General features: G+C 63.8%; 23 protein-coding genes. 11 read left to right on the plus strand and 12 right to left on the minus strand.

Features of this window, described 5'->3' with window-relative positions:
• Positions 1-156: 156 nt before the first annotated feature.
• Positions 157-2,151, plus strand: coding sequence for a BTAD domain-containing putative transcriptional regulator (locus AC1DZP_RS05310; protein WP_477300608.1), 1,995 nt, complete (start codon positions 157-159; stop codon positions 2,149-2,151).
• A 676-nt stretch (positions 2,152-2,827) separates the two neighbouring features.
• Here the strand turns inward: AC1DZP_RS05310 and AC1DZP_RS05315 are convergent.
• From AC1DZP_RS05315 to AC1DZP_RS05345, 7 genes are all read right to left on the minus strand, one after another.
• Complete coding sequence (locus AC1DZP_RS05315) at positions 2,828-3,121, minus strand: hypothetical protein (protein WP_096454710.1); 294 nt, start codon at positions 3,119-3,121, stop codon at positions 2,828-2,830.
• 151 nt (positions 3,122-3,272) lie between these two features.
• Positions 3,273-4,811: a winged helix-turn-helix domain-containing protein gene (locus AC1DZP_RS05320; protein WP_477300610.1), complete on the minus strand. Its 1,539-nt coding sequence runs from the start codon at positions 4,809-4,811 to the stop codon at positions 3,273-3,275.
• Between the two features lie 100 nt (positions 4,812-4,911).
• Positions 4,912-5,646 carry a class I SAM-dependent methyltransferase gene (locus tag AC1DZP_RS05325; RefSeq protein ID WP_477301152.1) on the minus strand — a complete coding sequence of 245 codons (735 nt, stop codon included), beginning with the start codon at positions 5,644-5,646 and terminating at the stop codon, positions 4,912-4,914.
• Positions 5,647-5,845: 199 nt separating this feature from the next.
• Positions 5,846-5,974: a hypothetical protein gene (locus tag AC1DZP_RS05330; protein ID WP_477300612.1), complete on the minus strand. Its 129-nt coding sequence runs from the start codon at positions 5,972-5,974 to the stop codon at positions 5,846-5,848.
• A gap of 144 nt (positions 5,975-6,118) precedes the next feature.
• Positions 6,119-6,511, minus strand: coding sequence for a response regulator (locus AC1DZP_RS05335; RefSeq protein WP_477301154.1), 393 nt, complete (start codon positions 6,509-6,511; stop codon positions 6,119-6,121).
• A gap of 79 nt (positions 6,512-6,590) precedes the next feature.
• Positions 6,591-7,637, minus strand: a complete 1,047-nt coding sequence (locus AC1DZP_RS05340; protein WP_477300614.1) for a sensor histidine kinase — start codon at positions 7,635-7,637, stop codon at positions 6,591-6,593.
• A 358-nt stretch (positions 7,638-7,995) separates the two neighbouring features.
• Entirely contained in the window at positions 7,996-8,919 is a 924-nt protein-coding gene (locus AC1DZP_RS05345) for a LysR family transcriptional regulator (RefSeq protein ID WP_477300616.1), read from the minus strand.
• A gap of 289 nt (positions 8,920-9,208) precedes the next feature.
• On the opposite strand from AC1DZP_RS05345, the gene AC1DZP_RS05350 reads away from it, so the two are divergent.
• Together AC1DZP_RS05350 and AC1DZP_RS05355 are read left to right on the plus strand one after the other, a co-directional pair.
• Complete coding sequence (locus AC1DZP_RS05350; protein WP_477300618.1) at positions 9,209-9,943, plus strand: SDR family NAD(P)-dependent oxidoreductase; 735 nt, start codon at positions 9,209-9,211, stop codon at positions 9,941-9,943.
• Between the two features lie 215 nt (positions 9,944-10,158).
• Positions 10,159-10,758 carry an NADPH-dependent F420 reductase gene (locus AC1DZP_RS05355; RefSeq protein ID WP_477300620.1) on the plus strand — a complete coding sequence of 200 codons (600 nt, stop codon included), beginning with the start codon at positions 10,159-10,161 and terminating at the stop codon, positions 10,756-10,758.
• Positions 10,759-10,792: 34 nt separating this feature from the next.
• Here the strand turns inward: AC1DZP_RS05355 and AC1DZP_RS05360 are convergent, their stop codons facing one another.
• Complete coding sequence (locus tag AC1DZP_RS05360; protein WP_095091894.1) at positions 10,793-11,809, minus strand: polyprenyl synthetase family protein; 1,017 nt, start codon at positions 11,807-11,809, stop codon at positions 10,793-10,795.
• Positions 11,810-12,016: 207 nt separating this feature from the next.
• On the opposite strand from AC1DZP_RS05360, the gene AC1DZP_RS05365 reads away from it, so the two are divergent.
• The 6 genes from AC1DZP_RS05365 (at position 12,017) to moaB (ending at position 15,760) form a co-directional block, all read left to right on the plus strand.
• Positions 12,017-12,241 (plus strand): putative signal transducing protein, encoded by a 225-nt coding sequence (locus tag AC1DZP_RS05365; RefSeq protein ID WP_015318845.1) that lies wholly within the window; start codon positions 12,017-12,019, stop codon positions 12,239-12,241.
• Positions 12,241-13,041, plus strand: coding sequence for a tRNA1(Val) (adenine(37)-N6)-methyltransferase (locus AC1DZP_RS05370; protein WP_477300623.1), 801 nt, complete (start codon positions 12,241-12,243; stop codon positions 13,039-13,041). Before AC1DZP_RS05365 ends, AC1DZP_RS05370 begins: the two co-directional genes overlap by 1 nt.
• A gap of 79 nt (positions 13,042-13,120) precedes the next feature.
• The gene (locus tag AC1DZP_RS05375; protein ID WP_095091892.1) at positions 13,121-13,984 is read left to right on the plus strand and encodes a S49 family peptidase; all 864 of its coding nucleotides are present in this window, start codon (positions 13,121-13,123) and stop codon (positions 13,982-13,984) included.
• 132 nt (positions 13,985-14,116) lie between these two features.
• Positions 14,117-14,302, plus strand: coding sequence for a membrane protein (locus AC1DZP_RS05380; RefSeq protein ID WP_027023000.1), 186 nt, complete (start codon positions 14,117-14,119; stop codon positions 14,300-14,302).
• 26 nt (positions 14,303-14,328) lie between these two features.
• A complete protein-coding gene (locus tag AC1DZP_RS05385; protein ID WP_477300625.1) occupies positions 14,329-15,216 on the plus strand; it encodes a 4-(cytidine 5'-diphospho)-2-C-methyl-D-erythritol kinase in 888 nt (295 codons plus the stop codon).
• Between the two features lies 1 nt (position 15,217).
• Complete coding sequence (gene moaB, locus AC1DZP_RS05390) at positions 15,218-15,760, plus strand: molybdenum cofactor biosynthesis protein B (protein ID WP_477300627.1); 543 nt, start codon at positions 15,218-15,220, stop codon at positions 15,758-15,760.
• A 147-nt stretch (positions 15,761-15,907) separates the two neighbouring features.
• On the opposite strand, the gene AC1DZP_RS05395 is transcribed toward moaB, so the two are convergent.
• Positions 15,908-16,882 (minus strand): hypothetical protein, encoded by a 975-nt coding sequence (locus AC1DZP_RS05395; RefSeq protein WP_477300629.1) that lies wholly within the window; start codon positions 16,880-16,882, stop codon positions 15,908-15,910.
• Between the two features lie 146 nt (positions 16,883-17,028).
• Complete coding sequence (locus tag AC1DZP_RS05400; RefSeq protein WP_477301156.1) at positions 17,029-17,547, minus strand: glycosyltransferase; 519 nt, start codon at positions 17,545-17,547, stop codon at positions 17,029-17,031.
• A gap of 150 nt (positions 17,548-17,697) precedes the next feature.
• Here AC1DZP_RS05400 and AC1DZP_RS05405 point away from each other — a divergent pair, with 150 nt between their 5' ends.
• Complete coding sequence (locus AC1DZP_RS05405) at positions 17,698-18,852, plus strand: PA0069 family radical SAM protein (RefSeq protein ID WP_477301158.1); 1,155 nt, start codon at positions 17,698-17,700, stop codon at positions 18,850-18,852.
• 150 nt (positions 18,853-19,002) lie between these two features.
• Complete coding sequence (locus tag AC1DZP_RS05410) at positions 19,003-19,698, plus strand: ribonuclease HII (RefSeq protein ID WP_477300631.1); 696 nt, start codon at positions 19,003-19,005, stop codon at positions 19,696-19,698.
• A 73-nt stretch (positions 19,699-19,771) separates the two neighbouring features.
• Here the strand turns inward: AC1DZP_RS05410 and AC1DZP_RS05415 are convergent, their stop codons facing one another.
• On the minus strand, positions 19,772-20,263 hold the full coding sequence (locus tag AC1DZP_RS05415; protein ID WP_095091887.1) for a F0F1 ATP synthase subunit B: 492 nt from the start codon (positions 20,261-20,263) through the stop codon (positions 19,772-19,774).
• Between the two features lie 10 nt (positions 20,264-20,273).
• Positions 20,274-20,873, minus strand: a complete 600-nt coding sequence (locus AC1DZP_RS05420) for a F0F1 ATP synthase subunit B (RefSeq protein WP_477300633.1) — start codon at positions 20,871-20,873, stop codon at positions 20,274-20,276.
• Positions 20,874-20,920: the final 47 nt, after the last annotated feature.

The following is a 20,920-nucleotide window of genomic DNA, read 5'->3' on the forward strand; positions in this document are numbered from 1 at the left end:
CCAGATTACGGGCGCAGCTTGTCACGGGGGCGATTTGCGGTTGTTCAGCCGGGCGTGAACAATCGCGGGAAGTCCGATGGACCGCCGTTAAATCTGCGTTAAATCGACCGGCGAAGATGCTATTCTGCTGGCGCGTTCGAAATCTGGAGAGCGGTCGTGCGTATCCGGTTGCTTGGCGGTCTCGAAGTGATGTCCGGAGAGGGCCAGCCCGTCCGCTTCGCAACGCGCAAGTCGGCGCTGCTTTTTGCCGCCCTGGTCCTGGCGGGTCGCCGCGGCGCCACTCGCGAACGGCTTTGCGAAGGGTTTTGGCCGGGACGAGGCGATGCGCAGTCGCGCAACAGCCTGCGCCAGGCGCTGGCCGACATCCGTCGGTGGTTTCCCGCCGCCGGCAATGCAGCCATTTCCATCGAGGGGGATCAGGAAACGGTTGCGCTGACGGCCGGCTCGGACGAAGCCGACATCTGGCTCTTCGAGCGGAAGCTCGCCGAGAGCGGGACGACGGACCTCGCCTTTGCCGCCGACCTCTATCGCGGTGATGTGCTCGCGGGGGAGGCCATTCCGGACGGACTGGATGAATGGTTCAGCCCATACCAGGTCAGATACCGGCAGAAGGCGCAGCAGCTGGTGGAGCGCCTGAGCCTGGAGAAGCCCGAAGCCGGATCCGCGGACGAAGCGGCTTGCGAACGGCTTGCCGAAAGGCTGCTTGCCTCGGATCCGGCCGCCGAGCCGGCGCATCGCGCCTTGATGCGCATCCACGCTGCGAGGGGCCACGAAAATGCGGCCCTGCGTCAGTTCGAGACCTGCCGCGCGCTGCTGAAGAAGCATCTGGGCGTGGAACCCGAGGCACAGACGCTGTCACTGGTGGCGTCGCTGCAGACGCGGGGCGGAAATCGCCAGACCGCGTCGGCGCACGACACCGCCCAGCCGCCTCAGCCTATCGCCACGCCGGCGAGACCGCATGACCAGCCGTCGGTGGCAGTGATGCCTTTCGACAACCTCGGCGGGGCGGAGGACGAGTATTTTGCCGACGGCGTTGTCGAGGAGATCACCGCCGCGCTTTCCCGCATCCGGGACTTCTTCGTCATCGCCCGCCAGTCCGCATTCACCTACAAGGGCCGCTTCGCCGACGTGCGCGAGGTCGGCCGGGAACTCAGCGTCGCCTACGTGGTCGAAGGCACCGTTCGGCGGGGCGGCAATCGGCTGCGCATTTCCGTGCAACTGGTCGATGCCGAGACGCGGACACAATTATGGTCCGAGCGCTACGAGGGTGCGACCGAGGACGTTTTCGAGTTCCAGGACAGGATCGCGGCGCAGGTGGCGGGCGCCATCCATCCGGCCATCCGCGGCGCCGAGATCGAGCTGGCCAGGCGCAAGCCGCCGACCAGCCTCAGGGCCTATGATCTCGTCATGCGCGCCTATCCAAACATTTGGGGCCGCCGCAAGGACACCAACGACCTGGCAATAGAGCTGCTCAAGAAAGCGATCGCGGTCGATCCGGCCTATGGCCGCGCGCATGCGCTTCTGGCCTGGTGCCACGCTTCGAACGCCGTGTTTCTATGGGCCGAGCAGCCGGAAAGCGAGCTGGAAAAGGCGGTCGCGGCGGTCGAGGCAGCCGGCTCGATCGGCGACGATCCAACCGCGTTGACCGCCGCCGGCGCGGCATTGAGCATGGGCGGTGACCAGGAGCGCGCCGCCACCTTCATCGAAAAGGCGCTCATGCTCGATCCGAACAATGCTTGGGCATGGGCACGCCATGGCTGGATCGCAATCTACAGAGGCGAAGTCGCCCTGGCCCCGGACCGGTTCCAGCGAGCGATGGCGCTGAGCCCAATGGATCCGTTCGCGTTCGCCGTGAGGCTGGGAATGGGCTACGCCTTGGCTAAGACGGGCTCCCTTTCCCAGGCCGTCGCGATCGCCCGTGACGTCATCGCCGCCCACCCCGACATCATCACGTCCTATCGCTATCTCGCCGCCTGGTCGGCGATGGGCGGCGACCTGGTGACCGCCCGCTGGGCCGCGCAAAAGCTCCTGGCCGCCCAGCCGAGTTTCACGATCGAGCGATTCCGGTCGCTGCCTATCTTCCGGAACACGCCGGAATGGGCAGACCAAGTGGTCGAAGGCTTGAAGCTGGCGGGATTGCCCGAGCGCTGACTATCTTCGGCCCATCCTTGGTTTCAACTTGGATGACATGATCGCCCCCTGCGCCCCTGGCTAGGATAGCGATCCTACCGGCTCACGACCATTGCACGTCGTTTAATTAGCCACAACATCAGCACGGCGCGGAAGCTTCCATGCCGAAGTCTGCTCACCAAATTGCGCCGCGAGAGCCGGTAGAACCGCGCCGACAGCCACCGCGAAACGCCCGGAGATATAGCTCACAAGAAGATGCACGTCGAAATTGCAAAGCCTGCTTCCCCAACTATGCCTTACGAGCATGACGAGCACTGATACTGCGGAAAATGATAGCCCCAAGCCCGACAGGTGGAGCAGATACGTCCGAACCTTGAAGTTCCATGAACTCGACCGCCATCGCACAGTTGGAACAGCCCCTCATAAGACCACGGTCCAGTTCGGCAGTCTATGATTGGCGAGTGCCTGAAACGGTTCGGAGAAGGTCTTGCGGGGCGATCAACTTTTAACTAACCACACCATCAGCAAATGCTGCCCACCAGATCATGCTGCTTCCCACACCCTCAGAATCCTCGCCGCCAGAGCCGCTTTGTCCTGGGCAGGAAGCGACCATAGTGTTTGACCATCATTTCGTCGGGCTGGCGCCCCAGAGCGGGTGCTCATGGCGCCCACCCTTCGGCTTTGGCGGGACTGGAGCTCAGGATTCACGGCGACGGCGGCGATCGTCCACGACCCGCGCGAGCACTTCGGTGGGGTCGCGGTCGACTGGCAATACCAGCATATTTTCGATGTCAAAGGCGGTAACGCCGATATCGCGACGCTCGCATTCGCTCATGGCGGCAAAGGCGGCGAGGTCCCTGCGAGCCCTCCAGAAGCGCGGCAGCCACAGCAGCGCCGACGTCACGGCGGCCAGCATCCGGAAAGGCCGCGAGGGAGAAGCATGCGACCGGCAATCGGCTGCGAGACCGATGAAAGGAACCAGCGTGGTCATGGTGTTGTCTCCATCCTCGAACTGTCCTTGAGCGACAGCAAGGATGAGATTAGTCGGCACCCGGCCGGAGATCGTGAGGCCCAGGTGAAACTCGAGGGAAATTGTGACGAAATCGGCAGGCGGGCACCGGCCCCCGGTCGTCGACACGATATCAGTCCGGCAGGCCGGCCTCGCGCAGGCTGGCGGCAACGCGCTCCCGCGTGCCCGCTTCGAAAGGCAGCTGGTCCCAGATCGTGGCGACCGTCAGCCCCGGATGGCTTTCCAGCAGCCTGCCGCACACGCGCCGGGCTTCATCCTTGCGGCCGGCATGGACCAGCGTCATCACCAACCAGCGTAGCGCCCAGGTGGCGCCAGGGTGCCGGCTGACCCCGCGCCGCGTCATGACCAATGCTTCTTCGTAGCGCCCGGTAATGAAATGGGCGGCGCCGATGCCGAGTTCGGCCATGTAGCCCATCGGGTCGCGCGGGCTCAGCCGTTCGAAATGCTCGAACTTCTCGATCGCCGCCTCGGGCCGCTCGCGATAGACGTCAAGCCAGCCGCTGCGCAGCCAGGCCCAGGCGGAATTCGGATCGAGCGTGCGCGCCCGTGTCAGATGCATGTCGGCGACATCAAAGTCGCGGGCGAAGGAATGCGCGGCGCCGAGCACCGCAAGCACCATCGGGTCGTCGCCGGACAGCGCCGCCCCCTTCTGCGCCAGGCGCAGGCCCTCTTCCCGGGACGCGGCCGGCGTTTCGGTCCAGTGGTAGGTGACACGCTGCAGATGGCACCAGGCCAGCAGCGAAAGCGCCAGCGCATAATCAGGCTCGATCGCGATCGCCCGTTCAAGCAGTGTCCCGGCCTCCTCGTTCTGCGCCCGCTCGAGCGACCAGGCGAGCGGAAAGGCGCGCAGCACGTAGTCGTAGGCGGCGAGGCTTTCCGGCCGCTTGCGCCGCGACCGCTCGATCTCGGCCGACAGGATGGAGGGCTGGATGGCGCCGACGACACTCTCGGCGAACCGGTCTTGGAGGTCGAACACGTCGGCCATGGTTCCGTCGTAGCGGTCGGCCCAGATCGTCTTGCCGGACGACTGATCGATGAGTTGTCCCGTAAGGCGGATGTGGTCGCCGGCCTTGCGAACGCTGCCGGTCAGCACGTAGCGCACGCCGAGTTCGGCTCCGGCGCGTTTCACGCCGTCGGCCTGCCCCTTGTAGGCGAAGCTCGAATTGCGGGCGATGACGAACAGCCAGCGCATGCGCGATAGCGCTGTGATGATCTCGTCGACCATGCCGTCGGCGAAATAGTCCTGCGCCGGGTCGCCGCTGAGATTCTCGAAGGGCAGCACCGCGATCGAAGGCTTGTCGTCGGCGGACCCTTCGCCGGCCCCGGCCGCGGGGTGATCATCGAGGCGGCGCACGCGCTCCTCGTCGATCACATAGCCCCGCCGCAGCACGGTGCGGATCAGGCCATCGGCCTCGGCGCCGAGCGCCTTGCGGATGTCCTTCATGCATTGGGTAAGCGAATCGTCGGAAACGGCGATGTTCGGCCAGACCGCATTGACCAACTCGTCCTTGCCGATGACGCGGCCGGCATTTTCCAGGAGGTAGGTAAGCAGCGAAAGCGACTTGGCGCGCAGGTCGACGTCGTGCCCGCCCCTCTGCAGTCTGCCCCTGTGCAGATCGAGCCTGTGGCCGGAGAATTCGAACGTCGTCATGTCGCCCCTCGAGGAGACGTCAACCAATTCGATCCGCGCGACGGCTAGGAGACTGTCACGGCCATCGCATGCTCGAAGACATCACGCCCGCCCCAAGACATCAAGGCTTTCGCCCGCTGAAGATGGCGTGGCCGGCGAACAGCCAGGCGCAGTCGACTTCAGTGAAGCCCGCTTGCGCAAGCCAGGTGAGTTGCTCGGCCAGCGAGGACGGCTTGTCGATCGGTTCGCCGTCGGGGTTGCGGAAATAGTTCCAGCCGAGGCGGTTGAACTCGGCGAAGGCGGCCAGGTCGCCGTCGATCGCGAGCGCCCGCGAACGCACCGCCTCGTCCCACTGCCGCGCCGCGATGGCGAGAGCGGCCGCCCCCGGCGGGCGCACGATGTCGGCCACCACGAGGACGCCGCCGGGGCTGAGCGCCGTCCCAAGGTCGGCAAAAAGCATCCGCTTCTGCCGCCCGTCGAGGTGGTGGATGGCGAGCGACGAGACAATCGCATGCGGCGGCTCGGGAAAGCTCCGCCAGTCACGATGTTCCAGCTCGAACGCGGCAGTGGCCAGGCGGTCAGCGTGGTCGCGACAGGTCTCGCGCGTCTGCTCGAGCATCCGCGCCGAGCCGTCGAGCGCCAATACCCTGCAGTCCGGAAATCGCTGCAGCAAGGCGCGGCTGAGCAGGCCCTCGCCTGAACAGAGCTCGACCAGCAGGCCGCCCTGCACGGGAGGAATTAGATCGGCGATGATGCCGATCTGGCGTTCCCGTTCGGGGACGAAATAGCGCCCGTAATCGAGAAAGCTTCGGGAATTGTTCTCATCCCAATGCCTTGCGCCTCCCATGTCGGTCATGATCAATCCTTTCATCCTTTTGGTTACATTGCCGGAGGCCAGGTTGGCCGTCGTGACAACCGGATGAAATTCGGCTGAAATCTGCCTGAGCGGCGAAGTTGCCCGGCCCCGTCGAGCGGGACGGCACCATCCACGCTATGCTTTCGCGGGCCTTCCGGCCTCTACCCTGGTCAGGCCCGGAGTCGCTGTCATCGCGCGCCTAGGCCGCGATGGCCTGAGCCGCATTGTGAGCCGCCACGACTTCGAAGCCAGCTTGTTCCAAGGCCGACTCGACGTCGAGCAGGATGAGCTGCTCATCCTCCACGACCAGAACCGCGCCATTACTCATCTGGACGCTCCCCTCGGAATTGCCACGCCACGGTCTAGGCAAGCTCATACTACGGTTTCGACCCCGTTTTAGTTCCATCTCATAAATTCAACTGGATGTGAGGCCCGACCTAAGTCTTGAAACAATGAGTCAGACGATCCGCGCCTAGAGCTTCGGACGCGTTTCAATCGGCGACAGCATCCGGCGGATCTGTTCGACAATAGTGCCGTCATTATAGGGCTTGGGAAAAAAGTGACTTCCTTCAGGTAGGCGGCTCTGTTCGACGATCGACCTGCCGGAAGCGACGATCAATTTGACCGGCGGCCATCGGTTTCGGATGTGGTGAGCCAATTTGATACCATCCATGGTGCCGGGCATGCCGACGTCGGTGAACACCAGAACGATGTCGGTTCGCGCCTCCAGGAGCCGAATTGCGTCGTCGGCATTAGTGGCTTCCAGCGCCTCGTAACCGGCATGAACGACGAGGTCGATCGCGCCCATTCTGATGACGGCGTTGTCTTCGACAATCAGAATGACGGCCTTGCGGTTTGTGTTGATTTCTGCGGCCTGCGCGGGACCGACGTTCGCCTTGGGCAACGGTTGCCCTCGGTCAGCAGCTTTTGGACTGGTCATCCGGCTATGCTGCCGCCGGCACGTCGTCGCTGACAGCAGCAATGTGAGCGACCGATACAATGGTTCCGGGCTTTCCGTCGGCTACGCTGATGTCACTTTGCAGGTTCCTGGCAAGCGCCTCTATGATACCAGTGCCAAGCCCGGCCTTTGCGGCGTCGTCGCCGGTTGGAATGCCAATTCCGTCATCCCGAACCGAAAGGGTCCAGTCCTGTCCGTCCGAACGGAAGTCGACCGAAATCCTGCCGGACCGCTCCTCCGGAAATGCGTGCTTCAGAGCGTTGATCACCAGTTCGGTCACGATAAGGCCCAAACTTATCGAAATGTCCGATTTCACAACACTATCGTCGACAGTGACAACGATAGAGAGCCGCTCCCTGTCGGAGATCATTGAGGCGCCAAGGCTTTGACAAAGCTGGGTGAAGTACGTCCGTAGCGAAACACCTGCAGCGCCGGACTGGGCGAGGTGCCGCTGCACGGCTGCGATCGACATCACCCTGTTGTGGGCGTCGGTCAGATGGCCGCGTGCCTCATCTGACTGGACCCTGCGGGTGCTCTGCATCAGCACACTGGCGATGATCTGCAGGCTATTTGCCACCCGATGCTGCACCTCCTGCATCAGGATTGCCTTGTCCCGAATAAGATCGTCTTTTTGCCGGGCATCGGCGCGAGCGTCGGTGACGTCGGTGACAGCCACAAGGAGCCGGATCCGAGAATGGTCGCCGTCTTCAAGCACGCGGGCATTCACCACCAACTGCCGGATTTTCTGGCCCGGCCGCTTGAGGTCGATCTCGTAGGCCTCGATGTTAGCGCTGCCCGAGGCGGTCGCCTTGAGCAATGAATTCAGCTTCGGCATATCCCATTCGCCCGCGCCGAGTTCCGACAGCAATTTGCCGGCAACTGCTGCGGGATCGATCTGAAAGGTCCGGCAAAACGACGCGCTGACAACAATAACCCGGAGATCATCAGTCAGGAACAAGAGCGGCTCGTTCGATGAAACGACCACTGCAAGAGTGCTCGCCGCTTCCAGGTGGACTGTTGAAACGGATGCCATGACATTGGCCCTCAAGGGCCGAAAGCTCGCGAAGCGAGCCATCACTCGGCAGGAACGTCGACCGAATTCATACTCGGCCGAAAAACATGACCCACCCTATCACATTGTGGGTCGTTAGCTATGGAATTCGGTCGTGCCTCACCCCGCGGGCCTTGGTCGCGATATGACGGCAAGACGCTCGTTCAGTTATCCTCAGGACGCTCGGCCCTTGGATCGGCATTAAGTTGCATGACCTAGTTGCCATCGTCTTCGGAAATCAGAAGCTGCATTCAGCTTTTGACTCGGGCTGCCAGGCCGCAATGCGCCTACATTCGGTCACGCGTGCCAAAGTTTCTTGCTGCTAAAAGCCGCCATTTGGTCATCTGGCCGGCGACGGCTGCACCGTCGCCTCCTGCGATACGGACAGCCCCGCGAGAAGTGGAGCGTACGCGGCGAGCCTGCGGGATACGAACTCGGTAAAGAGCCGCACGCGCTTCGTCTTGCGTGTCTCCCCCTGCGTGAGAAGCCAGAGCGTTCCGTACATGTGCAGGTCGGTACCCGGCACCCTCACCAGTAGGGGGTCGGCATCGCCAACGAAGCACGGCAGTGTCGTCATCCCGAGCCCTTGCCGTGCAGCAACGATCTGCGCCTCGGCGTCCGTGGTCCTGAATGGAACCCCCGTGGTGCGAACCTCACCCTCKCTGGCCCAATCCGGAATTCCATGAATGCTTATGACGATCCAGCGRATGGGATCAGGCGCGCCCGCACGCCACGCGGCTAGTCGATCGCGAGACATAWAGACGCCGCCGAACAGCTCCGGTCCCTTCAGGCCGTGAAGATTGAGCGGCAGGGTTTTGCGGTCGTAGACGACGCGGATCGCGACGTCGGCCTCTCRGTTGGTCAGATTTGCCAGCTCGCCGGACGACAAGATTTCCATCTCGATGTCCGGATGCAGACGCGCGAAATCGGCGAAGTCCGGCATGAGCAGGTGTGTCGCGAGGGGCGGTGCCAGCGTSACCCGCAGAAGCCCGCGCACGCTCTGGTCGCGCCCGAAGACGCGCGTCTCCAGCAGGTGCGACGACGCTTCCATCTGGTCCGCRAACTCGAGGACCTCCTCGCCCGCAGCCGTCAGGCGGTAGCCCGACGGCARCTTTTCGAACATGTGCACYCCGAGGCGTTCCTCGAGCTGGGCGATGCGTCGCAGCACGGTCGAGTGGTTCACACCGAGGCGCTCGGCGGCAGCCCGCACCGAGCCTCCACGCGCGACGGCAAGAAAGTAGCGAACGTCATCCCAGTCGATCATGGTGCAATCTCGCACCGCACGGTGCGCCTTCCAAAGCCCACATCTACCACATCGAACAGCATCTCGTTTGCGGGTAGCACGGCGATGATCATAACCCCTGCCGACAAGCGCGGCCCAATCCTGAATGGCGCACACCGGTCGTCGCGGCTGGCGTCCGTCGTCCAGCCGGATCGATTTTGCACCACCGATGTGCGCGTTTCCGCACTCAAAGCCTGACCCCGGCAGACTTATTTGGAGGCTCTCGGGGTTCTTCCCGAACGACCAAAGGCAGAGCCTGAAAGGAAAAATCGTGGGAAAGCTGGACGGTAAGGTTGCGGTCATCACGGGCGGATCGAGCGGCATGGCGCTGGCGAGCGCCAAGCGGTTCGTTGAAGAAGGCGCCTATGTTTTCATCACGGGCCGAGGGCAGGAGGCGCTCGACGAGGCGGTCAAGCTGATTGGCCGTAACGTGACCGGCGTGCGTGGCGACGCGGCCAATCTCGACGACCTCGACCGCCTGTTCGACATGGTCAAGCGGGAAAAGGGCAGGATCGACGTCCTGTACGCGAGCGCCGGCATGGGCGAAGCCGTCCCACTGGGCGAGATTACCGAGCAGCATTTCGATGCGGCCTTCGGCCTGAATACGCGCGGCACGCTGTTTACCGTTCAGAAGGCGTTGCCGCTGTTCAACGATGGCGGATCGATCTTCATGACCGGGTCAGTTGCTTCGGTGAAAGGCTTTCCTGGTTACGGCGTGTATGCGGCGAGCAAGGCGGCGTTGCGCTCATTCGCACGCACTTGGCTCAACGAACTGAAGGGCAGGAATATCCGGGTGAACGTGCTGAGCCCGGGGCCGATCGCCACACCGATGCAGGACCATGTTCTCACGGAGGAGGCGAAGCGGTTGTTCGAATCTCTGATCCCGCGGGGAAAGATGGGGCGTCCTGAGGAAATTGCGGCGGTCGCGCTGTTTCTTGCTTCAGACGATTCAAGCTTCGTGAATGGGGTGGAGCTGTCTGTCGACGGCGGCTTCTCGGCCATCTGAAATCGCGCCCGATCGCCGGAAATGGTTGACCGTCCAGGCGCGCCGAAGTCGTCACGGCAGGACGACTACGCGTCAATTCAGGAATTCGAACCGATGTCACGCATCGCTTGCGGTGGCGGTCCGAAGATCTCGCGAAGGTCGCCATGCGGCGAAACGGATAACCCAGCGCTGTCGAAGGCCGGCTAATCAGTATCAACACCGATAGGAGAAGTATTATGAGCTATGCGATTGTAGGATTCGGTAAGATAGGCCAGGCCCTCGCCCACGCCTTCGCCCGTAAGAACATCGACGTGACCGTCGCGAGCCGCCGGCCGCCCGAGGCGTTGGCGCCGCAGGCTGGGGCGATTGGACCCACGGTCGTCGCCAAGTCGCTGCGGGATGCACTCGAGGCCGACACAATCATCTTGGCGGTCCCGTTCGGGGAACATCGCGAGGTTGCGAAGGGCCTGCCGAGCTGGAAAGGCAAGACGGTCATCGACGCGATGAACGCGTTGGTTCCCCTTGAGGAACTGGACGGCCTCCCGTCCTCCGCCTTCGTTGCGAAGTCGTTCACCGGCGCTAAGTTCGTGAAAGGTTTCAATCACCTCGTTGCGGCCACCCTGGCCGCCGATCCGATCGTCGAGGGCGGCCACCGGGTGGTCTTCCTGTCGAGCGACGACGAGGACGCGATCGCTCCCGTGGCGGATTTGGCCAAACAACTCGGGTTCGCACCCGTCAAGCTGGGAAAGCTCAACGAGGGTGGCGCGCTGGTGCACGCACGCGGCCGCATTTGGGGCCGGCTGATCTTCCAGGACCTGTTCAAGAAGGATCAGTAACGGATTTACTGTCCACTGTCGAAACGCCAGCCGCTCAGTTCACCCGGCTGATGCAGAAATCGATGACGTCGATCAGCGCCGATTTCTGCGGCGTCGCTTCCAGCGGCGCCAGCGCGTCGCGGGCGATCTCGCCGAAATGGCGGGCACGCCCGATCGTGTCGGCGATCGCGCCGTGGCGGGTCATCAAGCCGATCGCCTTTTCCAGGCCGGCGTCATCGACGACATTGTCCTCGATGGCGCGCTTCCAGAAGGTGCGCTCGGCCTTGGTGCCGCGCCGGTAGGCGAGGATGACCGGCAAGGTCACCTTGCCCTCGCGGAAGTCGTCGCCGACATTCTTGCCCAGATCCTTGCTGGTGCCGCCATAGTCCAGCGCATCGTCGATCAGCTGAAAGGCAAGGCCGAGGTTCATGCCGTAGGAGCGCAGTGCGGCACGGTCGTTGCGTGTCGCCTGGGCAATGACCGGGCCGACCTCGGCAGCGGCCGAAAACAGCGCCGCGGTCTTGGCCTTGATGACGGCGAAATGCTCGTCCTCGGTGGTATCGAGGTTCTTGGCGGCGGCGAGCTGCATGACCTCGCCCTCGGCGATGATCGAGGCCGCACTCGACAGGATGTCGAGTGCTTCGAGCGAGCCGACATCGACCATCATGCGGAAGGCCTGGCCGAGCAGGAAGTCACCCACCAGGACGCTCGCCTGGTTGCCCCAGATCATGCGCGCGGTCTTCTTGCCGCGCCGCATGCCGCTTTCGTCGACGACATCGTCGTGGAGAAGCGTTGCCGTGTGCATGAATTCGACCGCCGTTGCGAGCTTGACGTGGCCCTCGCCGGCATAGCCGAACATCTGCGCGGCGGCGAGCGTCAGCATCGGCCGCAGCCGCTTGCCGCCGGACGAGATCAGATGGTTGGCAACCTCCGGAATCATCTCGACGTCGGAGCCGGCCTTGGACAGGATCAATTCGTTGACGCGTCCCATGTCGGCCGCCGTCAGATCAATCAAATCCTTGATGGAGGCGGGTTCCCGCTTCCCGTTTTCGATGTTGAGAACGACACCCACGACAATCACTCCCGTCTTGGTATAACGCGTGCGACGGCACCCTTGGTCCCTGCAGGGACTCTAGGGCGGCAGACACGGCCACGGCAAGTGGCGAATTGGCGCGGCGGCGATGACAGCCTGTCAACCCTACCGAAAGAGCAGGTCTGCTTGGTGACGGAAATCCGCCTGCCCGTTTACATATGCGCCGCAAACTGAGAGTTTCGCCCGATGATAGAGCTCATTCGCACCAACGACGCCGTCATCATCTCCTTTGTCGAATCGCTGATGCGCGATGCCGGCATCGGCTGCTTCGTCGCCGACCAGAACATGAGCGTGCTCGACGGCTCGCTCGGTATCCTGCCGCGACGTGTCATGGTCGATGCCGACCAGGCCGACGCGGCACGGCGCATCCTGACGGATGCCGGCATCGCCAACGAGATCCGCGGGAAATAATGTCCGCCGCGCCGGCCACCCTTGCCCCGGACACGCCGGCCCATACGGTCGATGCCTTCCATCGCGGCCGGTTCTGGCTCGTGCAGCCCAAGCAAGGCGGCCATCGCGCCGGCATGGATGCCATGATGCTGGCGGCGTCCGTACCATCCTCCTTTGGCGGACGTCTGGCCGATTTCGGTGCTGGCGCCGGGGCCGCCGGCCTTGCGGTGCTGTCGCGCTGCCCAACGGCCGCTGCCGTGCTCGTCGAACGGGCGCCGGAAATGGCTGCCTTCGCCGCGGCAACGCTTGCCCATCCCGGCAATGCCCATCTCAGTGACCGTGCCTCGGTGCTCATAGCCGATGTCACCGTATCGGGACGGGCGCGGGCGGCGGCGGGCCTCGCCGACAACGACTTCGACTTCGTCATCATGAACCCGCCTTTCAACGCCGTACGGGATCGTGCCACGCCCGATCGCCTGAGAAAGGAAGCCCACGTCACGGAGGACGGACTGTTCGAGAGCTGGATCAGAAGTGCTGCCGCCGTGGTCAGGCCGCGCGGTGGGCTTGCCGTGATCGCCCGACCCGAGCAGCTCGGCGCCATTCTCGACGCGATCTCCGGCCGCTTCGGCGATGCCGAGATCCTCGCTGTCCATCCCCGCCCCGACGCGGCGGCGATCCGCATCGTCGTCAGGGCTGCGCTCGGGGCGCGGGGTAAGCTCGCCATTCGCCCTCCGCTGATGCTTCATGCGCAATCGGGCGACGGCCCTGATGAGCGCAGCGAAATGATCGCCAACGGCCTCGCCTCGCTGTTCGGAGATTGAGCTATTCTTACCGGCCGCATTGCCATTGGCCGGGGAATTCCTACATGCCTGCAACCTATCGACCGGAGACCGCGCCCTCGTGAAACGACTTATCAACCGCCTGCTGCCGAAGTCCTGGCGCTCGACCGTCGTCACCATTCCGGTCATCCGGCTGCACGGCACCATCATGCCCGGGGGTGGCCAGTTCCGGCCGACCCTGTCGCTGGCCTCGACCGCCGGCCTCATCGAGAAGGCGTTTTCCTACGACGCACCGGCGGTCGCCATCTCGATCAATTCGCCGGGCGGCTCGCCGGTGCAATCGCGGCTGATCTTCAAGCGTATTCGTGACCTGGCAACTGAAAAGAACAAGAAAGTGCTGGTCTTCGTCGAAGACGTCGCGGCATCGGGCGGCTACATGATCGCGGTCGCCGGCGACGAGATCTTCGCCGATCCGTCCTCCATCGTCGGTTCGATCGGCGTGGTCTCGGCCTCGTTCGGCTTCCCGGAGCTGATGAAGAAGATCGGCGTCGAGCGCCGTGTCCACACCGCTGGCCAGAACAAGGCTGTGCTCGATCCGTTCAAGCCGGAGAAGAAGGAAGACGTCGAGCGCCTGAAAGCGCTGCAACTCGAGGTGCACGGCACGTTCATCGACCTCGTCAAGGAAAGGCGCGGCACGAAGCTGAAGGACGATCCGGACCTGTTCACCGGTCTGTTCTGGACCGGCATGAAGGGTCTCGAACTCGGCCTGGTCGATGCACTCGGTGACATGCGCACGGTGCTCAAGACCCGTTTCGGAGCGAAGACCCAGCTCAGGCTGGTCACAGCGCCGCGCGGTTTCCTCAGCCGGTTCGGCCTGTTCGGGTCGAGCAAGGGCTTTTCAGCGCCCGATATCGCCGCGGCAGCCGCCAGCGGCGTGATCGATGCGGCGGAAGAGCGCGCGTTGTGGTCTCGCTTCGGGCTTTGAAAACCGGGCAAAACCGTCTAGCATGAGAGCTTGAAGTCTTATGCATGTCGTTTTCCCAAACCGGATCCACTTTTGGGCGACATGCATGAACCGACCCGACCGGCCGCCGCCCAGCGTGGGAGGAGTTTTGACATGCCGCAGATCATTTTCTTCACCGTCGTTGGCGTCGCCGCCTATTTCGGCTACCGCACCTTCATCCGGGAAGCCGAGCGCGTGACCGCCAAGGTGCGGCGCACGGAAAAGCAGGCGGCCAACGGCGCGATGGGTACGCTGGTCAAGGATCCGAAGACCGGCGAATACCGGCTGGCCAAGGACTGAGCATCATCCCGCATACGACTGACGCCGTGGACACCGAGATCGGGTCGCGCACCTGGCATGCGCACGCCAAGATCAATCTGGCGCTGCATGTCACCGGCAGGCGCCCTGACGGCTATCACCTGATCGAAAGCCTGGCGGTGTTCACGCGCTTTGGCGACCGGGTTGAAATCGCGCTCGCCGACAGCGATGATTTTACCGTGTCTGGCCGCTACGCGCAGGCCGTTCCGCTTGACGCCAGTAATCTCGTGCTCAAGGCCCGCGATGCGCTGCGAAGAGAGGCTGGGCCCAAGAGAACCCCGACGGTCTCCATCCGGCTCGAAAAGAACCTGCCGGTTGCCTCCGGCGTCGGCGGCGGCTCGAGCGATGCGGCAGCCGTGCTGCGCGGGCTGGCAGAGACATGGGCCCTGGACATGGACAGCACTGAGCTGGCGCGGATCGGCCTTTCGCTTGGCGCCGATGTGCCGATGTGCTTGGCGGCCAAGCCGCTGATCGCGCGCGGCATCGGGGACGAGCTGTCGATGGTGCCGGATTTTTCGGCGCTGGGGCTGGTGCTGGTCAATCCCGGAACGGCCGTCTCGACCGCCGAGGTGTTTGCAGCCCTGTCCCGTCGCGACAATGAGCCACTGCCGCCTTTGCCGCGCAGCATCGATTTCCATAGCCTGCGCAACTGGCTGGAGATCACCCGCAATGATCTTGAGCCCGCGGCGCTGGCGATGCAGCCCGCCATCGGCAGAGCGCTTTCCTGGCTTAACAAGGCTGGATCGGGATTCTCCCGGATGTCCGGATCCGGCGCGACATGCTTCGGCCTGTTCGAGACCGGCAATGTCGCCAAGCGCGCTGCCGCCGACATCCGCAGCCGCCAGCCCGACTGGTTCGTCGCCGCGACGCGCAGCATGGCATCGGAGGCTGACTGAGATGGCCAGGATTGACGAGAGCCGGCCTTTCATCCCGATCCGCATCGCGGTGCTGACCGTCTCGGATACGCGCAGCCTCGCCGACGACAAATCCGGCCAGACACTGGCCGACCGCATCACTGAAGCCGGCCACGTCCTCGCCGCCCGCGATATCGTCACCGATGACCGCGAAAAAATCCGCGACAAGGTGCTTGGTTGGTCCAAGGATGCGGCGATCGACGTCGTCATCACCACTGGCGGTACTGGCTTCACCGGCCGCGACGTGACGCCGGAAGCGCTCGAGCCGATCTTCGAAAAGCGCATGGACGGCTTTTCGGAAGTCTTCCACCGCATCTCCTACGACAAGATCGGCACCTCGACGATCCAGAGCCGGGCGACCGGCGGGGTTGTCAACGCCACCTTCGTCTTCGTGCTGCCGGGCTCGCCGGGCGCCTGCAGGGACGCTTGGGATGGCATCCTGAAGGCGCAGTTCGACTACCGGCACATGCCCTGCAACTTCGTCGAGATCATGCCGCGCCTGGACGAGCATCTGCGGCGCGGTTGAGGCCAAACGGCAAGCAATTCAAGCGCCCGACCTCGGTTTCGCCAGCAGAACACTGCTTGCGCCTTCGAAGTGTCATTCCCAACCGGATGCCGCATGAATAGTCTCGGCCACGATTTTGACGGCGGGACCGGCTGGGATGGTTCCCTTTCAGCGGATGACCGGCTCGCCATGAAAGCGCCGGCGTGAGGGCGGCGACACGCCGAAGCCGACCTCCATCATCAATCTCGGCGTGCGCGCCGGCACCGTGCCCATGTGGAAGCCAAACGGATCCTCGACGAAGCCGAGACCGGCTTCACCGGTTAGCGTCACCGGGCTGTGCTCGCCGTAGACATCCAGAACCTCTTGTGCGGGATGGCCGACCAGCAAGGTGAGCTGATGCTTGAGGCTGCGGCGCTTGTGACTGCCCCGGACATAGACATGCGGGCCGGTGTCGGCGTCGACCGGCTTGAGATAGAAGAAGAATTTCAGCATGCGCCAGTCGTCGAGGTCGAAATGATACTTGCCGAGCGAGGCAAGGTTCTTGTCGGCGTCCGTAGCCTCACCCGTCGGAAAACTCCACCAGACGCGCGTGGTGATCAGTTTTGCCTGGCCGCCGAGATAGTGCGCCGCAATATCCAGAAGCAGCGGATCGCGCTGGATGGCGAGTGCCGCCCGGCAGTCGAGGATGCGCTCGAAAAAATGTCCGCTGAGCAGTGAGCGGCCGAAGCGCTTCTCGGCCTCGGCATGTTCACCCGGCATGAATTCGAGACGGCGATCGAAATTGCCAAAGCAAGGCGTGCGCTGGGCGAAACTGGCGATCTCTTCATGGGCCGCCAGTGGCAGCATCAGGCCCGAAAACAGCCCGTCGGAGCGCAGCGCTTCAACCACGGCTTCGCGGTCGACGCCGGCAAACATCGTATCTCCAGAATCATAGGCCGGACGAGCGCGTTTTGCACCCAGCCAATGCATCCGGCGTCCTGGCATTGTGCGTGCCAGCACGAACATCGGCAGCCAGGCAGGGTTTTCGCGCAGGTCCGTCAGATAGGTCGGAATGCGCACGGCGATGCGGCGCAGCAGGCTGCCGTTGCGCGCAACGGCTTCAAGACTGGCAGCGCCGGATTTGTCGGGGGTTGAAAGCTTCATCGGGTCCTCGGCTATGAGCGTGGCGCCGATGCCGCATCGGTGCTCATCACTCGGCATGACCCAAACCCAATCCACCCGTCTGACCGGGAAACTAACCTCGCGTCAGATTTTGTGCAATGCACAATGAAGAGAGCAGCTGCAAAAGATCACTCCGGGGAGAGCTGCTTCGGAGGTGCCACCCAGATTTCGGCGTCGAGCCGCTTTGTCGCGAGGCCGCGTGCGATGGCCTCGGCGCTGCCGGCACTCTTCGACGCTGCCGCGGCCTGAAGCTTGCTGATCAGCAATCCGTCGGCCAAGGCGCGGCTTCCCGAAAACACCCGGGCCAGGAACGGTGTGCGGCTGCCCCGCGCCCGCGAGAAGCGTGCCGCCATGGTCTGCCTGGCCGTGTGGGCAACGACCGCATCGATCCAGCCATCCATCAGCCGCGAGCCCGGCTCCAGGAGCAGCAGCCAGTCACCCTTGGCCTGGCGGATGCCCGCAGCGATACCGCCAGTTACGCACTGACAGCCGGCATGCTCGGCAACACGATGCGTCTGGTCGGTGGAACCCGTGTCACAGACGAGGACGTCACGCACCACGCCCTCGACCGCGCCGCCAATCAGCGAGGCGAGCGTGCGGGCGAGGCCCTCCTCGTCATTGCGGGTTTCGATCAGGACACTGAGCATCATTAGCCGAATAGCGGAAAGCCGAACGCAGCGCCAGTTTTTGCAGCGCACCATAAAAAGTTCTTGCTTTGTTCTCATCGGCGAAATAGGAATAATTTCATGAACAGAGCGATTCGACACAACATGGACAGTCCCTGGGAGCGGGCGAAGATGGAACAGATCGTGCGCGCCGACATTGCAGCTTTCGGAGCTGGAAGAGCCGAGATGGCCAATGCGATGATCGAGCAGAGTGGCGTGCGTGTCCGTCCGGACCGCAATCGCGGCAGGTCGGCGGGCATCAATCCATCCGGCCGGTTCGAGCCGGTCAGCCGGCATGTCTTCGATGATGGCTGGAATTCGCTGGAGGAACTGCCGCCCTTCAAGACCGAGGTGCAGGTCGAGAAGCCACGCACCATCATCACTCGCAACGAATCGCCAGACATCTCCTTCGACCGGTCGATCAATCCCTATCGCGGCTGCGAACATGGCTGCGTCTATTGCTTTGCCCGGCCGACGCACAGTTTCATGGGCCTTTCGCCGGGCCTCGATTTCGAATCGAAGCTGTTCGCCAAGCCGGATGCGGCGCGACTGCTCGACAAGGAACTGTCGAAGGACAGCTACCAGCCGCGCACCATCGCGATCGGCACCAACACCGATCCGTACCAGCCGATCGAGAAGCAATACCGGATCATGCGCGAGATCCTCGAAGTGCTGGAAGCGCGCGGCCATCCGGTCGGCATCGTCACCAAGTCCGCTTTGGTGACGCGCGACATCGATATCCTGTCGCGCATGGCCGAGCGCGGGCTGGCCAAGGTGGCGCTGTCGGTGACGACGCTCGACCGTATGCTGGCGAGGACGATGGAGCCCCGCGCCTCGACGCCGACCAAGCGGCTGGAGGCGATCCGACGGCTTTCGGATGCCGGCATTCCGGCCTCGGTCATGGTGGCGCCGATCATCCCCGGCCTGACCGACCAGGAGATGGAACGCATCCTCGATTCGGCACGCGCCGCCGGTGCGCGCGAAGCGGGTTATGTCGTGCTGCGCCTGCCGCTGGAGGTCAGTCCGATCTTCAAGGACTGGCTGCTGCGCCACTATCCCGACCGTTACCGCCACGTGATGTCGCTGATCCGCTCGATGCGCGACGGCAAGGACTACGATTCGGAATGGGGCAAGCGCATGAAGGGTGCTGGTCCCTACGCCTGGCAGATCGGCCGGCGCTTTGAGATCACGGCCAAGCGGCTCGGCCTCAACGTCGAACGGCGCACGCTTCGGACCGATCAGTTCGTGGCCGGCGGCAAGGACCAGGTGCAGCTGACCCTGCTTTGAAAACAATTCACCGCGGCGGTTTGACCTGTCGCGGCACAAGAATCCCGTCCGGCCTGCCCCGGCCTGCAGACGGTGCCCTCCCGGTCCGGCGCCCCACCCGACCCGGAGGGACTTGCGGAGAATCGGAGCCGATGCGAACCTCGCCGCAACATGGCTCGCGCGCGTTCCGATTCTCCGCTTCTCTTTGAGATCATCGAGAAACCCGATTTCTCCTTCGAGACGAAGGCGATGGCCGATGGCCTGTGGCCGGTGGCGGGCATGGACGAGGCCGGCCGCGGTCCGCTGGCTGGGCCGGTGGTAGCGGCGGCGGTGGTGCTCGACCCCGCCAACATTCCGGACGGGCTCGACGATTCCAAACGTCTCAGCCATCTGCAGCGCGAAGCGCTGTTCGTGCGAATTCTTGGCTCCGCGCTGGGCGTTTCGATGGCGTCCATCAGCGCCGAGGGGATCGACGGCAGCAATATCCTCAAGGCCAGCCTGGAAGCGATGCGCCGCGCCCTGGTCGGGCTATCGATCCAACCGAAGCTCGCGCTCGTAGACGGACGCGACGTGCCGCCAGGGCTGCCCTGCGCCGGACGCGCGCTGATCAAGGGCGACCAGCGCTCGCAATCGATCGCCGCCGCCTCGATCGTCGCCAAGGTGATGCGCGACCGCATGATGTGCGGCTGCGGCAACCATCACGATCGCTACGGGTTCGAGGTCCACATGGGCTACGCCACGGCCCGCCATCGCACGGCGATCGAAGCGCATGGGCCGGTGGCGCGGCTGCACCGCGTTTCCTTCGCGCCGTTCAGGCTTGGCGGGACGGAGGTTGCGGAAGACGAGAGCCTCGCCGGCCTGGATTGAGCGGATAGTTTTCCACAACAAAAAGCCGCCGGGTTTCCCGGACGGCTTTTTTCTTTACTCGATAGTTACAGGCTCAGTTGAGCTTGGATTTCACATCCGCCAGCGATGCCTTGAAGAGGTCGGCGCCGGCCTTGGCGTCCATCTTGCCGGCGAGCAGCGCACGCGCAGCCTCGACGGCGATGTCGACGGCGCTGGCACGGACTTCGCTGATGGCGTCGCGCTCGGCCTGACCGATCTTCTGTTCGGCAAGTGCTGTGCGCCTGGCGACATAGTCCTCGGTCTTCTTGTGCGCTTCCGCAGCAAGCATGTCGGCTTCGCGCTTGGCGGCCGCAACGATGTCGGCGGCCTCCTGTTCGGCTTCCTTGCGCTTGCGCTGGTACTGGCCGAGCAACTGCTGGGCCTCCTCGCGCAGCCGGCGCGCTTCATCCAGCTCGTTGCTGATCCTGGCGGCGCGGGCGTCCAGCGCCTTGGCGATCATGCCAGGCACCTTGATGTAGACGGCAACGCCGAGGAAGATGATGAGGGCTATCGTTGCCCAGAGCGTCGCGAGAGATGTGTAATCCATGATGCGCTCCTCACCGGGCCACGGATTTGACCGCGGCCGCGATCTCGGCCTTGCTAGCCTTGCCGCCGACCAATGCCTCGACGATCGCCGAAGCGGTGTCCTCGGCAATGCTGCCGACTTCCTTCATGGCCTTGGCCTTGATGGAAGAAATGCGGGCTTCGGCCTCGCCAAGCTTCTCGTCGAGGGCCGCCTCGACCTTCTTGCGTGCGGTCTCGGCTTCGGCCTTGGCCGCATCGCCGGCCTGCTGGCCGATCGCGTTGGCCTTGGTCTTGGCTTCCGCCAGTTCCTGCTCGTAGGCAGCAACGGCAGCGTCGGCCTCGCCCTTCAACTTGCTCGCCTGGTCGAGGTCCTGCGTGATGCGGTCGTTGCGGACCTCGATGATTCCCGCGACGCGCGGCATCGCGACCCGCTTCAGGAAGAGGTAGAACAGCCCGAAAGTGATCGCCAGCCACAGAAGCTGCGACGGGAACGTCGCAGGATCGAATGGCGGAAAGGTGCCGTGCGCTTCGGCAGGCACGCTGGTGCCGGAATGCGTGTCGCCTTCCGTCGCAGCGTGGCTGGTGTCGGCGGCAGGTGCGGACTCTTGCGCGAAGGCAGATGTCACGAACATGGACTATCCCCGAAATTCAGGCCTGCCGCTCGCGCGGCCGGCCTGTC

Source organism: Mesorhizobium sp. P2_F8, from assembly GCF_056403655.1.

Coding starts and splice junctions, on each gene's coding strand:
- AC1DZP_RS05315 (WP_096454710.1), bottom strand. CDS start 3,121: ATGACCACGCTGGTTCCTTTCATCGGTCTCGCAGCCGATTGCCGGTCG.
- AC1DZP_RS05320 (WP_477300610.1), bottom strand. CDS start 4,811: ATGACGACGTTCGAATTCTCCGGCCACAGGCTCGATCTGCACAGGGGC.
- AC1DZP_RS05325 (WP_477301152.1), bottom strand. CDS start 5,646: ATGACCGACATGGGAGGCGCAAGGCATTGGGATGAGAACAATTCCCGA.
- AC1DZP_RS05330 (WP_477300612.1), bottom strand. CDS start 5,974: ATGAGTAATGGCGCGGTTCTGGTCGTGGAGGATGAGCAGCTCATCCTG.
- AC1DZP_RS05340 (WP_477300614.1), bottom strand. CDS start 7,637: ATGGCATCCGTTTCAACAGTCCACCTGGAAGCGGCGAGCACTCTTGCA.
- AC1DZP_RS05355 (WP_477300620.1), top strand. CDS start 10,159: ATGAGCTATGCGATTGTAGGATTCGGTAAGATAGGCCAGGCCCTCGCC.
- AC1DZP_RS05365 (WP_015318845.1), top strand. CDS start 12,017: ATGATAGAGCTCATTCGCACCAACGACGCCGTCATCATCTCCTTTGTC.
- AC1DZP_RS05370 (WP_477300623.1), top strand. CDS start 12,241: ATGTCCGCCGCGCCGGCCACCCTTGCCCCGGACACGCCGGCCCATACG.
- AC1DZP_RS05380 (WP_027023000.1), top strand. CDS start 14,117: ATGCCGCAGATCATTTTCTTCACCGTCGTTGGCGTCGCCGCCTATTTC.
- moaB (WP_477300627.1), top strand. CDS start 15,218: ATGGCCAGGATTGACGAGAGCCGGCCTTTCATCCCGATCCGCATCGCG.
- AC1DZP_RS05395 (WP_477300629.1), bottom strand. CDS start 16,882: ATGAAGCTTTCAACCCCCGACAAATCCGGCGCTGCCAGTCTTGAAGCC.
- AC1DZP_RS05400 (WP_477301156.1), bottom strand. CDS start 17,547: ATGCTCAGTGTCCTGATCGAAACCCGCAATGACGAGGAGGGCCTCGCC.
- AC1DZP_RS05405 (WP_477301158.1), top strand. CDS start 17,698: ATGGAACAGATCGTGCGCGCCGACATTGCAGCTTTCGGAGCTGGAAGA.
- AC1DZP_RS05410 (WP_477300631.1), top strand. CDS start 19,003: ATGGCTCGCGCGCGTTCCGATTCTCCGCTTCTCTTTGAGATCATCGAG.
- AC1DZP_RS05415 (WP_095091887.1), bottom strand. CDS start 20,263: ATGGATTACACATCTCTCGCGACGCTCTGGGCAACGATAGCCCTCATC.
- AC1DZP_RS05420 (WP_477300633.1), bottom strand. CDS start 20,873: ATGTTCGTGACATCTGCCTTCGCGCAAGAGTCCGCACCTGCCGCCGAC.